This is a genomic window from Yersinia aldovae 670-83 (genome assembly GCF_000834395.1).
Classification (GTDB): domain Bacteria; phylum Pseudomonadota; class Gammaproteobacteria; order Enterobacterales; family Enterobacteriaceae; genus Yersinia; species Yersinia aldovae.
In genome coordinates, this window is the sequence record NZ_CP009781.1 from 64528 (window position 1) to 81197 (window position 16670).

The following is a 16670-nucleotide window of genomic DNA, read 5'->3' on the forward strand; positions in this document are numbered from 1 at the left end:
CATCTGACAATCAAGACTAAGAGAGACTTGGGGCACATTGATTGTATGAATATTCTATTTTTATCGATATAGGTATAAATCCGAAATTGCGTTAAGCCATTATAGTTATGTATCAATATGTTACTTATAATTCATTTCAGCTTTTGTATTGCCAGCATACCTGATACTGATAAATCTCATTGGTCAGCAGAGCGTCAGTATGGACACTGGGGCTCCATGAATCGTCACCACCGACCCCCATATGGAAGCCATCAATATTCAACCAGGTGCCTTGTTCTGGTTTTAGCTGATGTTGGTGGCTGGTGTTCATCAATTGCTGGGTGCTGTAACGACCTATCCCGAAATGGAACTGACCTGTTATTGCCCAGTGGCCATAATGCATCGCGTGGGTTCCGCAACGTAAGCCATTCTCGCTGGGGAATGTATATGGTGTATGCATTTGCTCCAGCGATTGTTTCCAATGACTGTACTGTGCTGCAAGCTGGCGGTCAGGGTAGTTCTCATGCGGCCCCATCCCTAACCAGCTCACGTCAGAATTGACCTCAGATAATTGGCAACACATGCCTATTCTGGCCGGTGCAGGCAGTGACGTTGCCACTTGTACATTGACATCAATGGTCATGCGGCCTTGATTATCAAAGGAGTACAACCAGCGGCTACGCAGCAGCTCCTGTTGCTCAAATTCATAACAGTACTCGGCACGAATTTGGATTGACTGAGATAACGTATCAGCCTGTAAAATGGCGCAACGCGGTGCTAATTGATACATACCGGCTTTTTTCCAGCGCTCAACCCAGGCATGGGGATCGATATGCGTTGCTTCACTGATACCGATATCATTATCGAGCGGTGCGCGAACAAACTGATCTTGTAATGGGCTGATTAGCAGCGCTTTGTCGCCCACCCACCATTGTTCTAGCAAGCCACTCTGGCGACTAAAGTGCCAGCGCTGGTGCTGATGAGATACAATAATCGTACTTTCATTGTGATGCAGTTGCAGCTCATTGTGCTCTTCTGCCGGGTTACGTTGTGTTATCGGTGAACGCAGTGGCTGAGGTAAACGCCACTGATGCCAGGCGCACCGATGATTAGCCGCTGACCAAGGCGTCTCTTCAGCCTGCCTTACTTCAACGTTCAGCCATAAGTGGCCTGATTTGTTGAGTGAGGGTAAGTGCTCTGCCAGCAAGTAACTTTGTGAGCTTTCAGGAGCGAGTTTCAGTGGCAGGTTACCCTCCAACACGGATTCACCATCTTGTTCAATTTGCCAATGCAAATGCTCATTGTCGCTGCTTCTAAATAGATATTCGCTGGTTACCTTTATCTGCAACGGGGCGGTACTGAGCAACTCGAACTGGAAGAATTGTTGTGCACACTGCGCTTCATATAAGCTTGGGTGTGGGCTACGATCGGGGAAGACCAATCCGTTCATACAGAATTGGCGGTCGTTAGGGCTATCGCCAAAATCACCACCATAGGCCCAATAAGGCTGGCCATTATCATCTTGGCGCGTCAGGTTTTGGTCGACCCAATCCCAAATAAACCCCCCTTGTAGACGTGGATATTGGCGAAACGCTTGCCAGTAACGGGCAAAACCGCCAAAACTGTTGCCCATTGCATGAGCGTACTCACATAAAATCAGCGGGCGTGATTCATTAGGTAGACCAATCCACTTTTTAATCGACCACTTTGGAACCGCCGGGAATGGCTGGTCTTCATCAACGCGGGCATACATCGGGCAAACGATATCGGTTGCTGGGGTATTCGCGCCGCCGCCTTCGTATTGCACCGGGCGCGTTGGATCGGTCGATTTAATCCAACGGTAAAGGGCATCATGGGTTGTACCGTGACCAGATTCATTGCCCAATGACCAGATAATGATACAAGGATGGTTACGATCCCGCTGCACCATGCGCGTGACCCGCTCACTGAACGCAGAAAACCACTGCGGATCGTCAGCCAACCGACTCATGGGTTGCATACCGTGCGTTTCAATATTCGCCTCATCAATAACATACAGGCCATATTGGTCGCACAGCCGGTACCATAAAGGGTGGTTTGGGTAGTGAGAACAGCGCACGGCATTAAAATTATGCTGTTTCATCAACATGATATCTTGCATCATGCTCGCTTTATCTACTGCCTGGCCTGTTTGTGGATGATGCTCGTGACGGTTTACCCCTCTTATCAAAACGGCTTTACCATTAATTTTGAGCAAACCTTGATCAATCGCCACCTGACGAAAACCGACATCATAAGCCTCCGCTTCTATTAATTCTTGTCGCTCATTGAGCAGCGAAATGACGGCGCGATAGAGTGTCGGTTGCTCGGCGCTCCATAATTGTGGCTGGGTGATTCGCAGCTTCAGGCAGGTACGGTCGCTATAGTGGCCCCGCTCATCAATGGTATCCGTCCCAAGAGGTTGTTGCAGGCTGCCCACTAACTCATCTGCCAACCAAAGCTCGAGGCGAATCTGATAGGTGGCGGTAATTAGTGGGTTATTGATATTCAGAAGGGGGATATTAACCGATGCCATTACCGCTAAATTGGCCGAACTGAATTCCGGAGATAAATGTGTTGTGACGTGAATATCACGTAAATGAATGTCTGGCTTATGCAGCAAACGGACATCGCGGAAAATGCCGCTCATGCGCCACATGTCCTGATCTTCCAGATAACTGCCATCACTCCAGCGTAACACCAAAACCGCAAGACGGTTATTCCCAACCTGCAAATGAGGGGTGAGATCAAACTCGGCCGGCAGGCGGCTGTCTTGTGAGTAACCCACCCATTTCCCGTTACACCACAGATAAAACGCCGAACTGACACCATCAAAAATAATGCGCGTTTGACCTGAGGCTAGCCAATCGGGTTGCAGCGTGAATTCACGCGAATAGCAGCCGGTCGGGTTCTGTTGTGGCACCCGTGGCGGATCAACCGGGATAGGGTACTGCACATTGGTATAAATTGGCGTGTCGTAACCATGCAGTTGCCAGTTGGCGGGAACCGGTATCGTTTGTGCTTCAGCCAAGTCCTGCTCAACCCAGTGGTCGGGCACTAACTCAGGTTGTGTGAAGTAGCTAAATGACCATTGGCCGTTGAGTGATTGCTGCTGTGCTGAGAGAGCATCGCGTTGGGCGTCTGTGGCGTGACGCCAACTGTGAAAAGGCGGGTGTGCTTCGAGGCGATGATAGTGCGTCACCTGCGGATTCTCCCAATCGCGGCGAGATAAAATGTGCGATAGGGGCAGGGCAGTCTGTTGTTGTGCCTGTAGTTGTGACGTCATGATGCGGCCTCATTGCTAAGATGACTGGTAAAACTGTGGTCGCGACATACTCGCGCTACACGCCATAAATTAATTTACAGTAATCCTGCTGATTATTCGGCATAAAAATGTGAAGCAAGTGTATAATAAGTAGCTTTTTTGGTTTCTTTTTAGGCATGAGAACCAGAATCTTCTGTTTGCTCGCTAAAAAGAGTTGCTATTAAAAGCCGGTCATGAGTTAATGCGTCTCGGCCTGTGGTACAGACCTATTTATGCACGACATCTTGAGTAAAGTGGTTCATATTTAAAGCGTTATCGTTGATAGCTCTTCACTGACGAATTTCCTTCATAGTGCCTCCATAAGTAACGACTGATAACCGGCTATAACACGCCCATGGTGGCAAAATTTTTTAATAAAGGAAATACACATGTCTAACATGATGAAAGGTCAAGTAAAGTGGTTCAACGAGTCTAAAGGCTTCGGTTTCATCACTCCAGCTGATGGCAGCAAAGACGTGTTCGTTCACTTCTCTGCAATCCAAGATCAAGGCTTCAAGACCCTGGCTGAAGGCCAGAATGTACAGTTCTCTATCGAGAACGGTGCTAAAGGTCCGTCTGCAGCAAACGTAACTGCAATCTAATTGGCCCTTGGCTGATTATAAAAAAACCCGCTAAGGCGGGTTTTTTACTTTGTACAATAAGCTAAATCTAAAACGCCTCCTCTCTTAGCCTTGTAACGCTCCATTGTCACTGCCCTCTTAGGTAAGAATCCTTTCTTGCTTCCTGATATTTGTTCTAAGAAGTATGTCGTTATCGCTACGTAAACCTTATCATTCTCACCTAATTCTGTACTACACTAGCAGCATTAATTGATTCAAAGGTAATAGCATGAAAGTTAATGATCGGGTGACCGTAAAAACCGACGGCGGCCCTCGGCGCGAAGGGGTTGTTTTAGAGGTAGAACAGTTTAGCGAGGGTGTCATGTATTTGGTTTCATTGGAAGATTATCCGGCAGGGGTCTGGTTCTTTAATGAAATTGATAGCCATGATGGCACCTTTGTTGAACCGCTACACAAGTAGCACTCATTCCTCTCTCTGTTTGTGCACAACCTGGCGCATTACATTGCCTTTTGTACTGAAATAAAACCGGAGGATGGTTTTCACCTTATCCTCCGGTTCTGCCTGGTACTCTTTCAATTTAGCTGGACTGATTTTTTGTTAACTCAGAACTTTTCCCAATTGAATGAATCATCATCTGTCTTCTTATTCACGCTGGTACTCTTCAGTTTGGTTGATTGTTTAACCGTTGGCGCAGGGCGATGGCCGTTTAGACGAAATACTGCGACAGCCTGAGTCAGTATTTCACCTTGTTGTTCCAAAGAGGCCGCCGCCGCTGAAGCTTCCTGAACCAAAGAGGCATTTTGTTGCGTAACGTCATCCATTTCAGATATTGCCTGCGCAACCTGGCTGATACCACGACTCTGCTCATCGGATGCTGATGCTATTTCGCCCATAATATCAGTAACATGAATAACAGCCGTCACGATCTCATTCATTGTTTTACCGGCATCTGAAACCAAAATGGAGCCATCACCAATGAGGTCAACTGACGCTTCAATCAAAGATTCGATCTCTTTGGCGGCATCTGCGCTGCGCTGTGCCAGATTGCGCACTTCACTGGCCACAACCGCGAATCCACGCCCTTGCTCACCGGCTCTTGCTGCCTCTACCGCTGCATTCAGTGCCAGGATATTTGTTTGAAAAGCGATGCTATTGATAACATTGGTTATTTCAGCAATTTTCATTGAACTGAGAGAGATTTTGTCCATCGTGCTGATAACATCATTCACAATATCGCCCCCTTGAACCGCTTTGCCTGACGCATTGGCTGCGAGTTGGCTGGCGTGATGGGCATTTTCAGCGTTCTGCTTCACGGTCGCGGTCAATTGTTCCATGCTGGCAGCAGTTTGCTCCAGTGCTGCCGCTTGTTGTTCGGTGCGAGCAGAAAGGTCGGTATTGCCTAATGCTATTTCGCTGGACCCCTTATAGATAGATTCAGCACTGCTACGAACGGCTTCAACCGTGGTAGATAAAGAGTCTTGCATCTGCTGAATGTTCTTACCTAACACCCCAATTTCATTACGACCAAATGAGCCGCAGGCTTGTGTCAGGTCACCTTGAGCAATGCGTTGAATACGTTCAACCAACCAATTAATCGGGTTGATAATAACTTTACTGATCACCAAAAAGGCAATGGCCGTCAGTACGATAGCCAGAATAAAGGCACTGCCCATCAGAATATAACCGAGGCGTGCTTCCTGTTGTGCGGTCTGATTAATCAGATTAGCTTGTTCAGTACGATATTTTACCGCTTTCAGCAATGGTTCATCATAAGCCTCATCCAGCGGATTGAGTTTTTCTGCCTCAAGTGAGATAACTTCTTCGAAATGGCCTTCTTTAGTCGATGCGAGCATGGGTTTTATCCCATCATCACGATACTGCTCGTAGGCTTTTTTCAGTGGGACATCCAAAGCGGTGTCAGTTTCAGATTTAATGGGGCGGTTATAGTAGAGATCAAACATTTGTTGTGACTGTGCAATGCGTTCTCCTGCATTCTTCAAACCCTGTTGATAACCGGTAGTGTCACCAATACGTGCGGATGATGCAGCCTGAATCAAGATCAGGCGGGCTGTGCGCAGATGATTTGAACTGTTAGACAGCCCCAAACGGATGTCCAGTTCTTGCGTCGCTTGCGCCAGTGATTGGTTACTCTGTTTTAAAAAGTAGCCAGAGGTACCGATTGCTGCGGCAAATAACAGCAGTATTCCCGCCAATATAGCGATAAACAAAGTAACCAGACGCATGTTATTAACAAATAATACTTTCGTATTATTAGGCTCTGGGGCTATTTTTATGTCCAATGGCTGATGTGTACTTCCACTTTTCATTGTTAGTTCCGTTTCTATAATCGCTGGAGGAAAATCCCTTGTCTGACGGGTATCGCTAGGTAAAGTTAATCCACCTCTTATCTTAAATTTTCTTAACAATCCTTTAAGAACCTATCGGCAACGGTCCTAAAATAGTTAGGGTTATAAATGAGATCTCAGTCGCAATTTGGCTTAATGATTCACTCTATTTCTGTAATTACGTCAATGACTTGATATGAGTCGTTGCCGACAGCGCGTGTGGTGGCAATATTTACTGCTGCTGTTGGGTAGAGAAGGGACGTTAGGTACACCAACACGGATTAGCTCAATAGATTACGATATCTTTTTCTGCTGCAACGATGGCATTAGGATGGCTCGATGAGATGATCCTTTGGCTGCGGCAAACGCAATTTAGTTTGCTTAAGGCATCGATGGTAATGCCAATTATTTTGACTATATATTCCTATGGTTAATACTATTATTTAATTTGTCCTCGCTGGTTTAAGCTTTGTTTAGAAATATAACCTTTACATAATTATCACTCGCAATTATACTCTTGAAAAATTTCGGTGGAGAAACTAATGGACACGCAAAGTACTAGTCAAATAAGCAAGGCAAGCTAACCGATCTTTCTTCTGATTTGTTGCTTGCCGAAAAATGGCGGGCAGCACCCTCTCTTATTCCCTGAGTTGTGCAACCCCAAATGACGATTTAACTCGATAATCATTTATCGAGGGTGTTAATTTGGAATTTTATTATGTTATTTAACAGCCACGCACTATTTCCTCCAGATAACCACACTGGTTACTGCTGAGTAATACCCTAGGGTATATAGCTCGGCACAATTACCTGTGTGCTAAATAGCACATGATTATTCTACCAATGATTATTTCATGGAGAGAATCATGGCATTAACTCCTTTTGTTGTGAATTTATTACTGGCGATGTGCTTGGGCGCATTAATTGGTGCCGAAAGACAATGGCGTCAGCGTATGGCGGGTTTGCGCACTAATGCATTAGTTGCTACCGGTGCCGCCGTCTTTATTCTTAGCTCTTATGCGACATCACCCGATAGCCCCGGTCGCATTGCTGCACAAGTTGTCTCTGGTATTGGCTTTCTGGGGGCCGGTGTCATTATGCGTGAGGGCATGAATATCCGCGGTCTTAATACGGCAGCTACGCTGTGGTGTTCTGCGGGTATTGGTGTGCTTTGCGGCCTTGGCTTGTATTGGAATGCGGTGGTTGCGACCGGTGTCATCCTGTGTGCCAATATATTATTACGTGAGGCTGCGCAGCGTATTAATATGCAGCCGCAGCAGCAAGCTGTGGATTTAGAAGTGCGTTATCGGATTCAGGTTACTTGTGGTGCCGAAGATGAAGTATTGGTTCGTACTCTAATATTACAAGCGCTAAATGGTATGGCATTACGGCTACAGTCACTCTGTAGTGCTGATATTGCCCGGCCTGGGCAATTGGAAGTCTGCGCTGAAATAATGGCGACACCAGCAGCACAAAAAGAAATTGAAAATATTGTTTGTCGCGTGAGTTTGGAACGCAGTGTTAGTGCTATTCATTGGCGTATTGCGTCTGAACTGCCTGTTTGACGGAGAATGAAATAGAGTACGAAAGTACGGTTCTATTTAATCGTAATTTCATTAGGTTATTTAAAATAACACTAACCCTTGTGGTAGTAAGGAGTTGTTATGGACGAGCACCCCGGAGTTAATTTAACTAGCTGCTGCTAATTAAATATAATATTGGCAGCGCAATGATAGTTCAGCACATTTACCTCTCAATAATAGAGCGGGTAAGTCCTGTGCGTTTAGAATTAAAAGAGAAGCGTTATGACCAAATTTAAAAAAACAGGAACCAGCCACAGTAATAATAAAAAGCCTTTTGTTATTGCGCGGGAGGCTAAAAATAGTCTGGATCAAACATTATCCAAACTGAATGCGAATTTAACCGGGCTGACAGAAGAAGATGCCAGAGAGCGGTTGGAGTTATACGGAATTAACGAAGTTGCTCATGAGAAAGCGCCGCCCGCACTGATCCAGCTTCTGGCAGCATTTAATAATCCTTTTATTTTTGTGTTAATGATTTTAGCGGCGATCAGTTTCTTTACTGATTATTGGTTACCGCTACAGAAAGGTGAAGAAACAGACTTGGTTGGCGTTAGCATTATTGTGACGATGGTGCTAATCAGTGGGCTGCTGCGTTTTTGGCAAGAATACCGGACGAATAAAGCGGCAGAAGCGCTAAAGTCAATGGTACGCACCACCGCAACAGTACTGCGTCGTAGTAGCCACAGCGCCCAACCGGTCAAACAAGAAATAGCCATTAAGGAGTTGGTACCGGGCGATATCATTCTGTTATCCGCCGGGGATATGATCCCTGCGGATTTACGCTTGATTAAATCCAGAGATTTATTTATCAGCCAGGCTATTCTGACCGGGGAAGCCATCCCGATCGAAAAGTATGATGCAATGGCTTCTATCAGCCACAAATCAGTCGATGGGGTGGCCAATAGTGAAAGTGAATTACTTGAGTTATCGAATATTTGCCTAATGGGAACCAACGTGGCCAGCGGAACCGCGATGGCAGTGGTGGTCGCCACGGGAGGGCATACTTATTTCGGGTCGCTTGCTAAGTCAATTGTCGGCAACCGCGCTCAAACCGCATTTGACCGTGGTGTTAACAGTGTTAGTTGGTTATTGATTCGTTTCATGTTGGTGATGGTACCAATTGTATTACTGATTAATGGTTTCACTAAAGGGGATTGGACTGAAGCGGCATTGTTTGCACTGGCGGTTGCCGTTGGGCTGACACCAGAAATGCTGCCGATGATTGTAAGTTCCAATCTGGCCAAAGGTGCCATTGCGATGTCACGGCGAAAAGTTGTGGTTAAGCGGCTGAACGCAATACAGAACTTTGGTGCTATGGATGTACTGTGTACAGATAAGACCGGCACCTTGACCCAAGATCGCATCATTCTGGAACACCATATAGACGTCTTTGGTAGTAATGACAGCACGGTGTTACAACTTGCGTGGCTGAATAGTTATCATCAAAGCGGTATGCGCAATCTGATGGATCAAGCGGTTATCAAATTCAGCCGTGGTAAACCAGAAATTGATGCCTTACGTAGCTTTAATAAAGTCGATGAGCTACCGTTTGATTTCATCCGTCGCCGTCTGTCTATTGTGGTAAAAGATGAGCATCAGCACCAACGGCTGATCTGTAAAGGTGCCGTGGAGGAGATGCTCAGTACCTGTACCCATGTGCGTGAAGGTGATGAAATATACCCACTGGATGACGCCCGTCGCGCTGCATTACTGGCACTTTCTACCCAATATAATGAAGACGGTTTTCGTGTCCTGTTACTTGCCACCCGTGAGTTGGGCACTGAACTGAGTAAATTGCCGTTAAATATTGGTGATGAGCGTGATTTGGTGGTTCAGGGCTTGCTGACTTTCCTTGACCCACCTAAAGAGAGTGCTGAAGAAGCTATTGCTGCATTGCGGGAAAATGGTGTCGCAATAAAAGTCCTGACCGGTGATAACCCGGTAATTACGGCGAAAATTTGCCGTGATGTAGGGCTTGATCCGGGCGAACCGCTGAGTGGACGTGATATCGAAATCATGGATGACGAGACGCTGGCACGCGAAGTCGAGTTGCGCACAGTGTTTACCAAACTGACTCCGATGCAGAAATCGCGCGTGTTGAAAATGTTGCAAAGCAATGGTCATACGGTCGGTTTCCTCGGTGACGGTATTAATGATGCTCCGGCGTTACGTGATGCAGATGTGGGGATCTCGGTCGATACTGGCACCGATATAGCCAAAGAGTCTGCGGATATTATTTTGTTGGAAAAAAATCTAATGGTGTTGGAAGAGGGGGTCATTATTGGCCGTGAAACCTTCGGTAATATCATCAAATATCTAAATATGACTGCCAGTTCTAACTTCGGTAACGTATTTTCAGTGCTGGTTGCCAGTGCTTTTATACCGTTTTTACCGATGCTAGCTATCCACTTGCTGCTACAAAATCTGATGTATGACATTTCGCAGCTTTCCCTGCCGTGGGATAAAATGGACAAAGAGTTTTTACGTAAACCACGTAAGTGGGATTCCAAAAACATTGGCCGTTTTATGCTCTGGATCGGGCCGACCTCCTCAATTTTTGATATTACGACATTTGCTTTGATGTGGTTCGTGTTTGCCGCCAACAGTGTTGAACATCAGGCCTTGTTCCAGTCAGGTTGGTTTATTGAAGGATTGCTGTCGCAGACGCTGGTGGTTCATATGCTTCGAACGCAAAAAATTCCGTTTATTCAAAGTACCGCAGCATTACCTGTGCTATTAACCACTGGAGTGATTATGGCGATTGGTATTTATATACCGTTCTCTCCATTAGGTACTTTAGTCGGATTGGTACCACTGCCGTGGGAATATTTCCCTTGGTTGGCCGGTACGCTGGTGAGCTACTGTATCGTTGCGCAACTGATGAAACAGTTTTACATCCGCCGTTTCGGTAAGTGGTTCTAACCGTTTCATTTATACCGATATAACATCAGTTGATAAAGCGCTATCCGGGGTCAGTTGACCCCGGAATCACAACTGCTATTCGTTACTCACCCGAATGACCAGTTTGCCAAAATTCTTGCCTTCAAGCAGGCCGATAAAGGCTTGCGGTGCATTCTCCAATCCTTCCACCAGATCTTCGCGGAATTTGATTTTCCCCTGATCAACCCACTGCGTCATTTGTTGTAGGAAATCATCATAATGGTGGCCGTAGTCATCAAAGATGATGAAGCCCTGCATACGGATACGTTTGCGCAAAATAATGCTTTGCAGCAATGGCAAGCGGTCTGGCCCGTCGGGAAGTCCAGTGTCGTTATAACGAGCAATCAAACCACAGACAGGAATCCGGGCGCGTGGGTTGAGTAATGGCAATACTGCGTCGAATACTGCACCACCGACATTCTCATAATAAATATCAATTCCCGCTGCGCAGGCTGTTGCCAGTTGTTGGGTAAAATCGGTTGACCGATGGTCGATACAAGCGTCGAAACCCAATTCTTCCACCACATAACGGCATTTTTCCGCGCCGCCCGCAATCCCGATGACTTTACACCCTTTCAGTTTACCCATTTGGCCCACCACAGAACCGACGGCCCCACTTGCGGCGGCGACAACCAATGTCTCTCCTGCTTTAGGTTGACCGATATCCAACAACCCCATATAAGCGGTAAAACCGGGCATTCCCAGTACACCCAAAGCCCGTGATGGGTGGGATAGTTGTGGGCCAAGATTGCGGATACCCGACCCCTCTGAAAGTGCATAATCTTGCCAACCACTCCCGGCCAGCACCCAATCACCCACCTGAAAATCAGGATGACGGGAAGCTTCAACCCGCGCAACTACCGCTCCAACCATTACTTCACCAATCTCAACGGGAGCCGCATAGGAGGGGGCATCACTCATCCGGCCACGCATATAAGGGTCAAGAGACAGATATCGGGTTCGAAGTAATATCTGACCGGCATCCGGTTGTGGAATAGGTTGGCTATCCAGGGTGAAGTTTTCACAACTTGGTGTGCCGTGTGGACGCGAGGCTAACAGAATTCGGCGATTGGTTGTTTTATCTTGAGGCATCAGATTCCCTTAGTTGTTTATTGAGTTAAAGGCCTATGTGTGATGAAAAGAAGGTGCGGAGTAAAAATGATCAATCGCAGTGCTATAAGACCAACTGACATATTAATGTAGAAAATAATAGTAGAACTCTGCGTAAAGGCTTCAGCTAATAGTGCTCACAGAGAACAACCACGATTTTTTCTTAGACAGATTTTTGAACGATGGAAAAGATGATCGCGGATTACAGTGGGACGATAAGCACATCCACCATGCTGGCGTTAATCAATCGGGCGGCGGAACAAGAAAACTTGTTCATTAGGTGGGTGCTGTGATTGCCACAAATCACCAGATCAATATGCTGCTGTTTGCAAATGTAAGCCATGCTATCGGCAAACTCGCCATGAACGATAGTTTTGTGCTCCATTGGGTAACTGGCGTTGACTTCCAACTCTTCCATAAATAGTTGAGCCTCTTCCTGCATCACTGCGCGAAGGTCGCCGAGCATAGGGGCTGCATAGCTATTGTACATTTCGGGTTCAGTCGTCAGCGTAATTAAAGAAATTACGCCATTGTATGGTTGAACAATGGAAACGGCTTTATTAACCAGTTTTTGGCTATCAGGCGAAAGGGCAACGGCGACCAATACATTTCTATATCCCATGATTTGGCTCCCATAAGCACAACTTTTAAAGAAAGGTTAGGGGATTGCACCATTTATAAATGAGATATCAGTCACAACTTAACGTTGGCTAAAAAAGAATACGATTTACAGCAATTAGTTAGTGAGAGTGTCGGTAACTTCGCGCCTGCTATGAGTTATTTTATAAACATTATTAATCAATATTACTTACATTTAATTTACAATTTTTGAGGTTTTAGGGATATGAATCCATGCTGAAAAAGAGCTATCGGAAAGATATGTAGTGTAGGTTGAGTGAAATATAGAGTTACCTTTATTGCCTTTTTTAATACGTTCTGGGGTTCTCTATAAAGATAAATAGTGATCAGATTAATTATTAGTCGCTAAAAGAGTATTTTTAATCTGCATAAATATTCGTAGAAATAAAATAGTTAGATTGCGTTATTATATGGTAATTAAGTAATGATAGCGGTATTCAGGCGTTAGTATGGATAATTTTAGGTTATGACAGATTTTTGTTCTGCTATTTTGGTTTAGGAATGCATTTGTTCGAATTGATCTCAAAATGATAAGAATTAGGCCGATATAGATAGCTTTTTAGCTACTTTCTGACTTATGGTTGTTTTTTGAACTTACAAGTGGGTGATAAGCAATCAAAAGTAACGGGGTGAAACAACTTTATATTTTATCTTTGTGATGTGCGTCACATTACATTTAAAATGAATCGCTAGTTACATTGTATGTGCTAACGATTCGGGAGTAGAGTTGGGCCTCTTTAGGAATAATCCTAATGCTTTGTAAGTAAAGTTTTATGTCGAAGGCGAGCGTTTAGATCAACGTAATATGTACAACAGCCATACCTCTTGACATGTTATTTCATACCGGAATGGTATTTTTGTAACCTAACGCCACTAGGCTGTAATTACCTTTAGTTTTATAGGTTCAAATTAACTGTATAACGGGAAGGATCCCAGGTCTTGGGTGATGAATTCTATCATCCAACTTATGTTTTAAAACATAATCAGTCGGGATGTGTAAGATGAGTACATCTGAATTACTCAAACATATTTATGATATTAATTTATCGTATTTGCTATTAGCACAACGGTTAATTAACGATGAAAAGGCCTCTGCGATGTTCCGTTTAGGTATTACGGATGCAATGGCCGATGCATTATCACAGTTAACTTTGCCGCAAATAGTGAAATTAGCAGAAACTAACCAATTGGTCTGCCATTTCCGTTTCAGCGATCATAATACTATCCATCATTTGACGAAAGAATCTCGCGTGGATGATTTACAGCAAATCCATACCGGTATTTTATTGTCTAGTCACTTACTCCACGAACTATCGTTAAAAGACGGTAGCTCACCTAAAAAAAGAGCATGACTAATGGCTGAGAAAAGTATTGTTCAGGAAGCCAAAGACATTCATTTAGCGATGGAGTTAATTACTTTAGGTGCGCGTTTGCAGATGCTTGAGAGCGAAACGCAACTCAGCCGAGGCCGTCTGATTAAGCTTTATAAAGAGCTGAGAGGCAGTCCGCCACCTAAGGGAATGCTACCATTTTCGACAGATTGGTTTATGACTTGGGAACAAAATATTCACTCATCGATGTTTTATAACGCCTATAGCATCTTGCTAAAAAGCGGTCAATGCACCGGTGTCGAAGCGGTAGTTAAGGCTTATCGTCTTTATTTGGAACAGTGTCCTGAGCAGTCCGGAGTGCCGCCATTACTGGCGTTGACCCGTGCCTGGACGCTGGTTCGCTTCGTTGACAGTGGCATGTTGCAACTTTCTGGTTGCAGTTGCTGTGGTGGTACTTTTATCACTCATGCACACCAACCGCGTAACAGTTTTATTTGTAGTCTTTGCCAACCACCTTCCCGCGCAGTAAAAAAACGTAAACTTTCCCCGCAACCTGCCGATATTACTTCACAACTGCTGGATGAGCAGGTTAGACGCGCAGTTTGAGTTTCTTTGAGTTATCAGAATTTTTGGCTACAGCATCGGTATGGATACCGTTGCTGTAATGTTCTAAGACAACTCATTGCCCTCAAAGGGTGCTAACGCCTCACCTTCCACCCACACACTTTGCTAAGGATGTCGCGTGTTAGTTATTTTGGGTTATATCGTGGTCTTAGGTGCGGTTTTCGGTGGCTACATGATTGTCGGCGGCCACCTTGGTGCACTTTATCAACCCGCTGAATTTTTAATTATCGGCGGAGCAGGGATTGGCGCATTTATTGTGGGTAATAACGGCAAAGCGATAAAAGCCACAATGAAAGCCATGCCAAAATTGATGCATCGCTCTAAATATAACAAAGTTCTTTATATGGATTTAATGGCGCTGCTTTATCGCTTATTAGCAAAGTCTCGCCAACAGGGAATGTTGTCATTGGAGCGCGATATAGAAAATCCACTGGAAAGTGAAATTTTTTCTAATTATCCACGAATTTTGGCCGATAAGTTATTAGTGGAGTTTATTACCGATTATTTACGGTTAATTGTCAGCGGGAATATGAATGCTTTTGAAATTGAAGCATTGATGGATGAAGAAATAGAAACACATGAACAAGAGTGTGAAGTTCCTGCGGGTAGTTTGGCAATGGTCGGCGATTCTCTTCCCGCATTCGGTATCGTGGCTGCGGTAATGGGAGTGGTTCATGCCCTTGCATCTGCGGATCGGCCTGCGGCCGAACTTGGAGCGTTGATTGCTCATGCGATGGTGGGGACGTTCCTGGGTATTTTGCTGGCATATGGATTCATTTCACCTTTGGCGACATTACTGCGCCAACAAAGTGCTGAAACCACGAAAATGATGCAATGCATCAAGGTGACTTTGCTGTCCAGTTTGAATGGGTACGCGCCACAAATCGCGGTGGAGTTTGGTCGTAAAACACTCTATACCACAGAGCGTCCGTCGTTCATTGAGCTCGAAGAGCATGTGCGCAGAGTGAAATCACCTGCACCGCAAGCGACAGAAGAGGACGCATGAAGCATCAGAACCATCCCGTTATTCTGGTCAAAAAGCGAAAAGCCAAGCATGGCGCGGGTCATCACGGTGGCTCATGGAAAATCGCTTACGCTGACTTTATGACAGCGATGATGGCTTTCTTTCTGGTGATGTGGTTGCTATCGGTTTCCAGCCCACAGCAGTTGACGCAAATTGCAGAATATTTTCGTACACCGCTGAAAGTGGCCTTAACCAGTGGTGATAAGAGCAGTGATAGTACCAGCGTCATTCCCGGTGGTGGTGATGACCCGACGCAACAAATAGGCGAAGTACGCAAGCATATCGATTCGGAAGAAAGCAGGAAAGAAGAGTACCGACTCAATAAATTACGGGAAAAACTGGACCAATTGATCGAATCTGACCCAAGACTGAAAGCATTACGGCCACATCTGTTGATTAACATGATGGATGAGGGGCTAAGGATTCAAATAATTGATAGTCAGAACCGGCCGATGTTCAAGATGGGGAGCGCTCAGGTTGAGCCTTATATGCGCGATATCTTACGCGCTATCGCCCCGATTCTTAACGATATACCGAACAAAATCAGTTTATCAGGCCACACCGATGACTTGCCATATGCCACTGGTGAGCGAGGTTACAGCAACTGGGAGCTATCGGCTGATCGGGCCAATGCCTCACGACGTGAGCTACTGGCGGGTGGGTTGGACGATGGAAAAGTTTTACGCGTGGTGGGTATGGCCTCAACAATGCGACTAAAAGAACAAACGTCGGACGACCCGGTCAACCGTCGTATCAGTATTTTAGTCCTCAATAAGCAAACCCAACACGATATTGAGCACGAGAATCTGGATAACAAAGCATTGGATATCGAAAAAGCGGCAAGTCTAAAGCAGCTTGATACCAGTGCTAGTGCGCCAGCCGTGGCATCACCAACCGAACAACCTGCTACGGTTGCACCAGTAGCGGTGGCTCCAGCGCCGACCGTACCGGTAGCTGCCAGTTCAGCAACGGCAGTAGCGGTTGATGCGGTAAAAACAGCATCACCCGTGGTCACTGATGAACCGGTGAAACCAGCGCTACCGTCTGCAACAGTAACGCAGATACAACAATCGAGCACGGTGATTATTACCTCAGCGCCCCGACCAACGACATCGTTGCCAGCGGCACCTGCAAGTGATACTCCGGTCTCTCCGACAAGCCGCGACGCACAGTAGAGGTGACACCGTGAGC

12 protein-coding genes are annotated in these 16670 nt (G+C 45.7%); 8 read left to right on the forward strand and 4 right to left on the reverse strand.

Annotation, left to right across the window (positions count from 1 at the left end; genetic code table 11):
* Positions 1–136: 136 nt before the first annotated feature.
* Positions 137–3283 carry a beta-galactosidase gene (locus AT01_RS00280; RefSeq protein ID WP_042545633.1) on the reverse strand — a complete coding sequence of 1049 codons (3147 nt, stop codon included), beginning with the start codon at positions 3281–3283 and terminating at the stop codon, positions 137–139.
* 407 nt (positions 3284–3690) lie between these two features.
* Here AT01_RS00280 and cspE point away from each other — a divergent pair, with 407 nt between their 5' ends.
* A complete protein-coding gene (gene cspE, locus AT01_RS00285) occupies positions 3691–3903 on the forward strand; it encodes a transcription antiterminator/RNA stability regulator CspE (protein WP_002210893.1) in 213 nt (70 codons plus the stop codon).
* 247 nt (positions 3904–4150) lie between these two features.
* The gene (dsrB, locus tag AT01_RS00290; protein ID WP_004701013.1) at positions 4151–4342 is read left to right on the forward strand and encodes a protein DsrB; all 192 of its coding nucleotides are present in this window, start codon (positions 4151–4153) and stop codon (positions 4340–4342) included.
* A 143-nt stretch (positions 4343–4485) separates the two neighbouring features.
* Here dsrB and AT01_RS00295 read toward each other — a convergent pair whose 3' ends face one another.
* The gene (locus AT01_RS00295) at positions 4486–6210 is read right to left on the reverse strand and encodes a methyl-accepting chemotaxis protein (RefSeq protein WP_042545634.1); all 1725 of its coding nucleotides are present in this window, start codon (positions 6208–6210) and stop codon (positions 4486–4488) included.
* 884 nt (positions 6211–7094) lie between these two features.
* Between AT01_RS00295 and AT01_RS00300 the strand changes: the two genes are divergently transcribed.
* The gene (locus tag AT01_RS00300; protein ID WP_004701006.1) at positions 7095–7793 is read left to right on the forward strand and encodes an MgtC family protein; all 699 of its coding nucleotides are present in this window, start codon (positions 7095–7097) and stop codon (positions 7791–7793) included.
* Positions 7794–8033: 240 nt separating this feature from the next.
* Positions 8034–10733: a magnesium-translocating P-type ATPase gene (gene mgtA / locus AT01_RS00305; RefSeq protein ID WP_042545635.1), complete on the forward strand. Its 2700-nt coding sequence runs from the start codon at positions 8034–8036 to the stop codon at positions 10731–10733.
* Between the two features lie 75 nt (positions 10734–10808).
* Here the strand turns inward: mgtA and AT01_RS00310 are convergent, their stop codons facing one another.
* Together AT01_RS00310 and uspC are read right to left on the reverse strand one after the other, a co-directional pair.
* Positions 10809–11843, reverse strand: a complete 1035-nt coding sequence (locus AT01_RS00310) for an NADP-dependent oxidoreductase (RefSeq protein WP_042545636.1) — start codon at positions 11841–11843, stop codon at positions 10809–10811.
* A gap of 220 nt (positions 11844–12063) precedes the next feature.
* Positions 12064–12483: a universal stress protein UspC gene (gene uspC, locus AT01_RS00315; protein ID WP_042545637.1), complete on the reverse strand. Its 420-nt coding sequence runs from the start codon at positions 12481–12483 to the stop codon at positions 12064–12066.
* A 1018-nt stretch (positions 12484–13501) separates the two neighbouring features.
* Here uspC and flhD point away from each other — a divergent pair.
* The 4 genes from flhD to motB all read left to right on the forward strand — a co-directional run bounded on the left by flhD (position 13502) and on the right by motB (position 16654).
* Positions 13502–13852, forward strand: coding sequence for a flagellar transcriptional regulator FlhD (flhD, locus tag AT01_RS00320; RefSeq protein WP_004700998.1), 351 nt, complete (start codon positions 13502–13504; stop codon positions 13850–13852).
* A 3-nt stretch (positions 13853–13855) separates the two neighbouring features.
* Complete coding sequence (gene flhC / locus AT01_RS00325; RefSeq protein ID WP_004700996.1) at positions 13856–14437, forward strand: flagellar transcriptional regulator FlhC; 582 nt, start codon at positions 13856–13858, stop codon at positions 14435–14437.
* A 136-nt stretch (positions 14438–14573) separates the two neighbouring features.
* Complete coding sequence (gene motA / locus AT01_RS00330) at positions 14574–15461, forward strand: flagellar motor stator protein MotA (protein ID WP_004700993.1); 888 nt, start codon at positions 14574–14576, stop codon at positions 15459–15461.
* Entirely contained in the window at positions 15458–16654 is a 1197-nt protein-coding gene (motB, locus tag AT01_RS00335; protein ID WP_042545638.1) for a flagellar motor protein MotB, read from the forward strand. The genes motA and motB overlap by 4 nt, the downstream gene beginning before the upstream one ends.
* Positions 16655–16670: the final 16 nt, after the last annotated feature.

What these genes read in the sequence shown, in the direction of transcription:
- AT01_RS00280 (WP_042545633.1), bottom strand. Translation starts at nt 3,283, where the DNA reads ATGACGTCACAACTACAGGCACAACAACAGACTGCCCTGCCCCTATCG.
- cspE (WP_002210893.1), top strand. Translation starts at nt 3,691, where the DNA reads ATGTCTAACATGATGAAAGGTCAAGTAAAGTGGTTCAACGAGTCTAAA.
- dsrB (WP_004701013.1), top strand. Translation starts at nt 4,151, where the DNA reads ATGAAAGTTAATGATCGGGTGACCGTAAAAACCGACGGCGGCCCTCGG.
- AT01_RS00295 (WP_042545634.1), bottom strand. Translation starts at nt 6,210, where the DNA reads ATGAAAAGTGGAAGTACACATCAGCCATTGGACATAAAAATAGCCCCA.
- AT01_RS00300 (WP_004701006.1), top strand. Translation starts at nt 7,095, where the DNA reads ATGGCATTAACTCCTTTTGTTGTGAATTTATTACTGGCGATGTGCTTG.
- mgtA (WP_042545635.1), top strand. Translation starts at nt 8,034, where the DNA reads ATGACCAAATTTAAAAAAACAGGAACCAGCCACAGTAATAATAAAAAG.
- AT01_RS00310 (WP_042545636.1), bottom strand. Translation starts at nt 11,843, where the DNA reads ATGCCTCAAGATAAAACAACCAATCGCCGAATTCTGTTAGCCTCGCGT.
- uspC (WP_042545637.1), bottom strand. Translation starts at nt 12,483, where the DNA reads ATGGGATATAGAAATGTATTGGTCGCCGTTGCCCTTTCGCCTGATAGC.
- flhD (WP_004700998.1), top strand. Translation starts at nt 13,502, where the DNA reads ATGAGTACATCTGAATTACTCAAACATATTTATGATATTAATTTATCG.
- flhC (WP_004700996.1), top strand. Translation starts at nt 13,856, where the DNA reads ATGGCTGAGAAAAGTATTGTTCAGGAAGCCAAAGACATTCATTTAGCG.
- motB (WP_042545638.1), top strand. Translation starts at nt 15,458, where the DNA reads ATGAAGCATCAGAACCATCCCGTTATTCTGGTCAAAAAGCGAAAAGCC.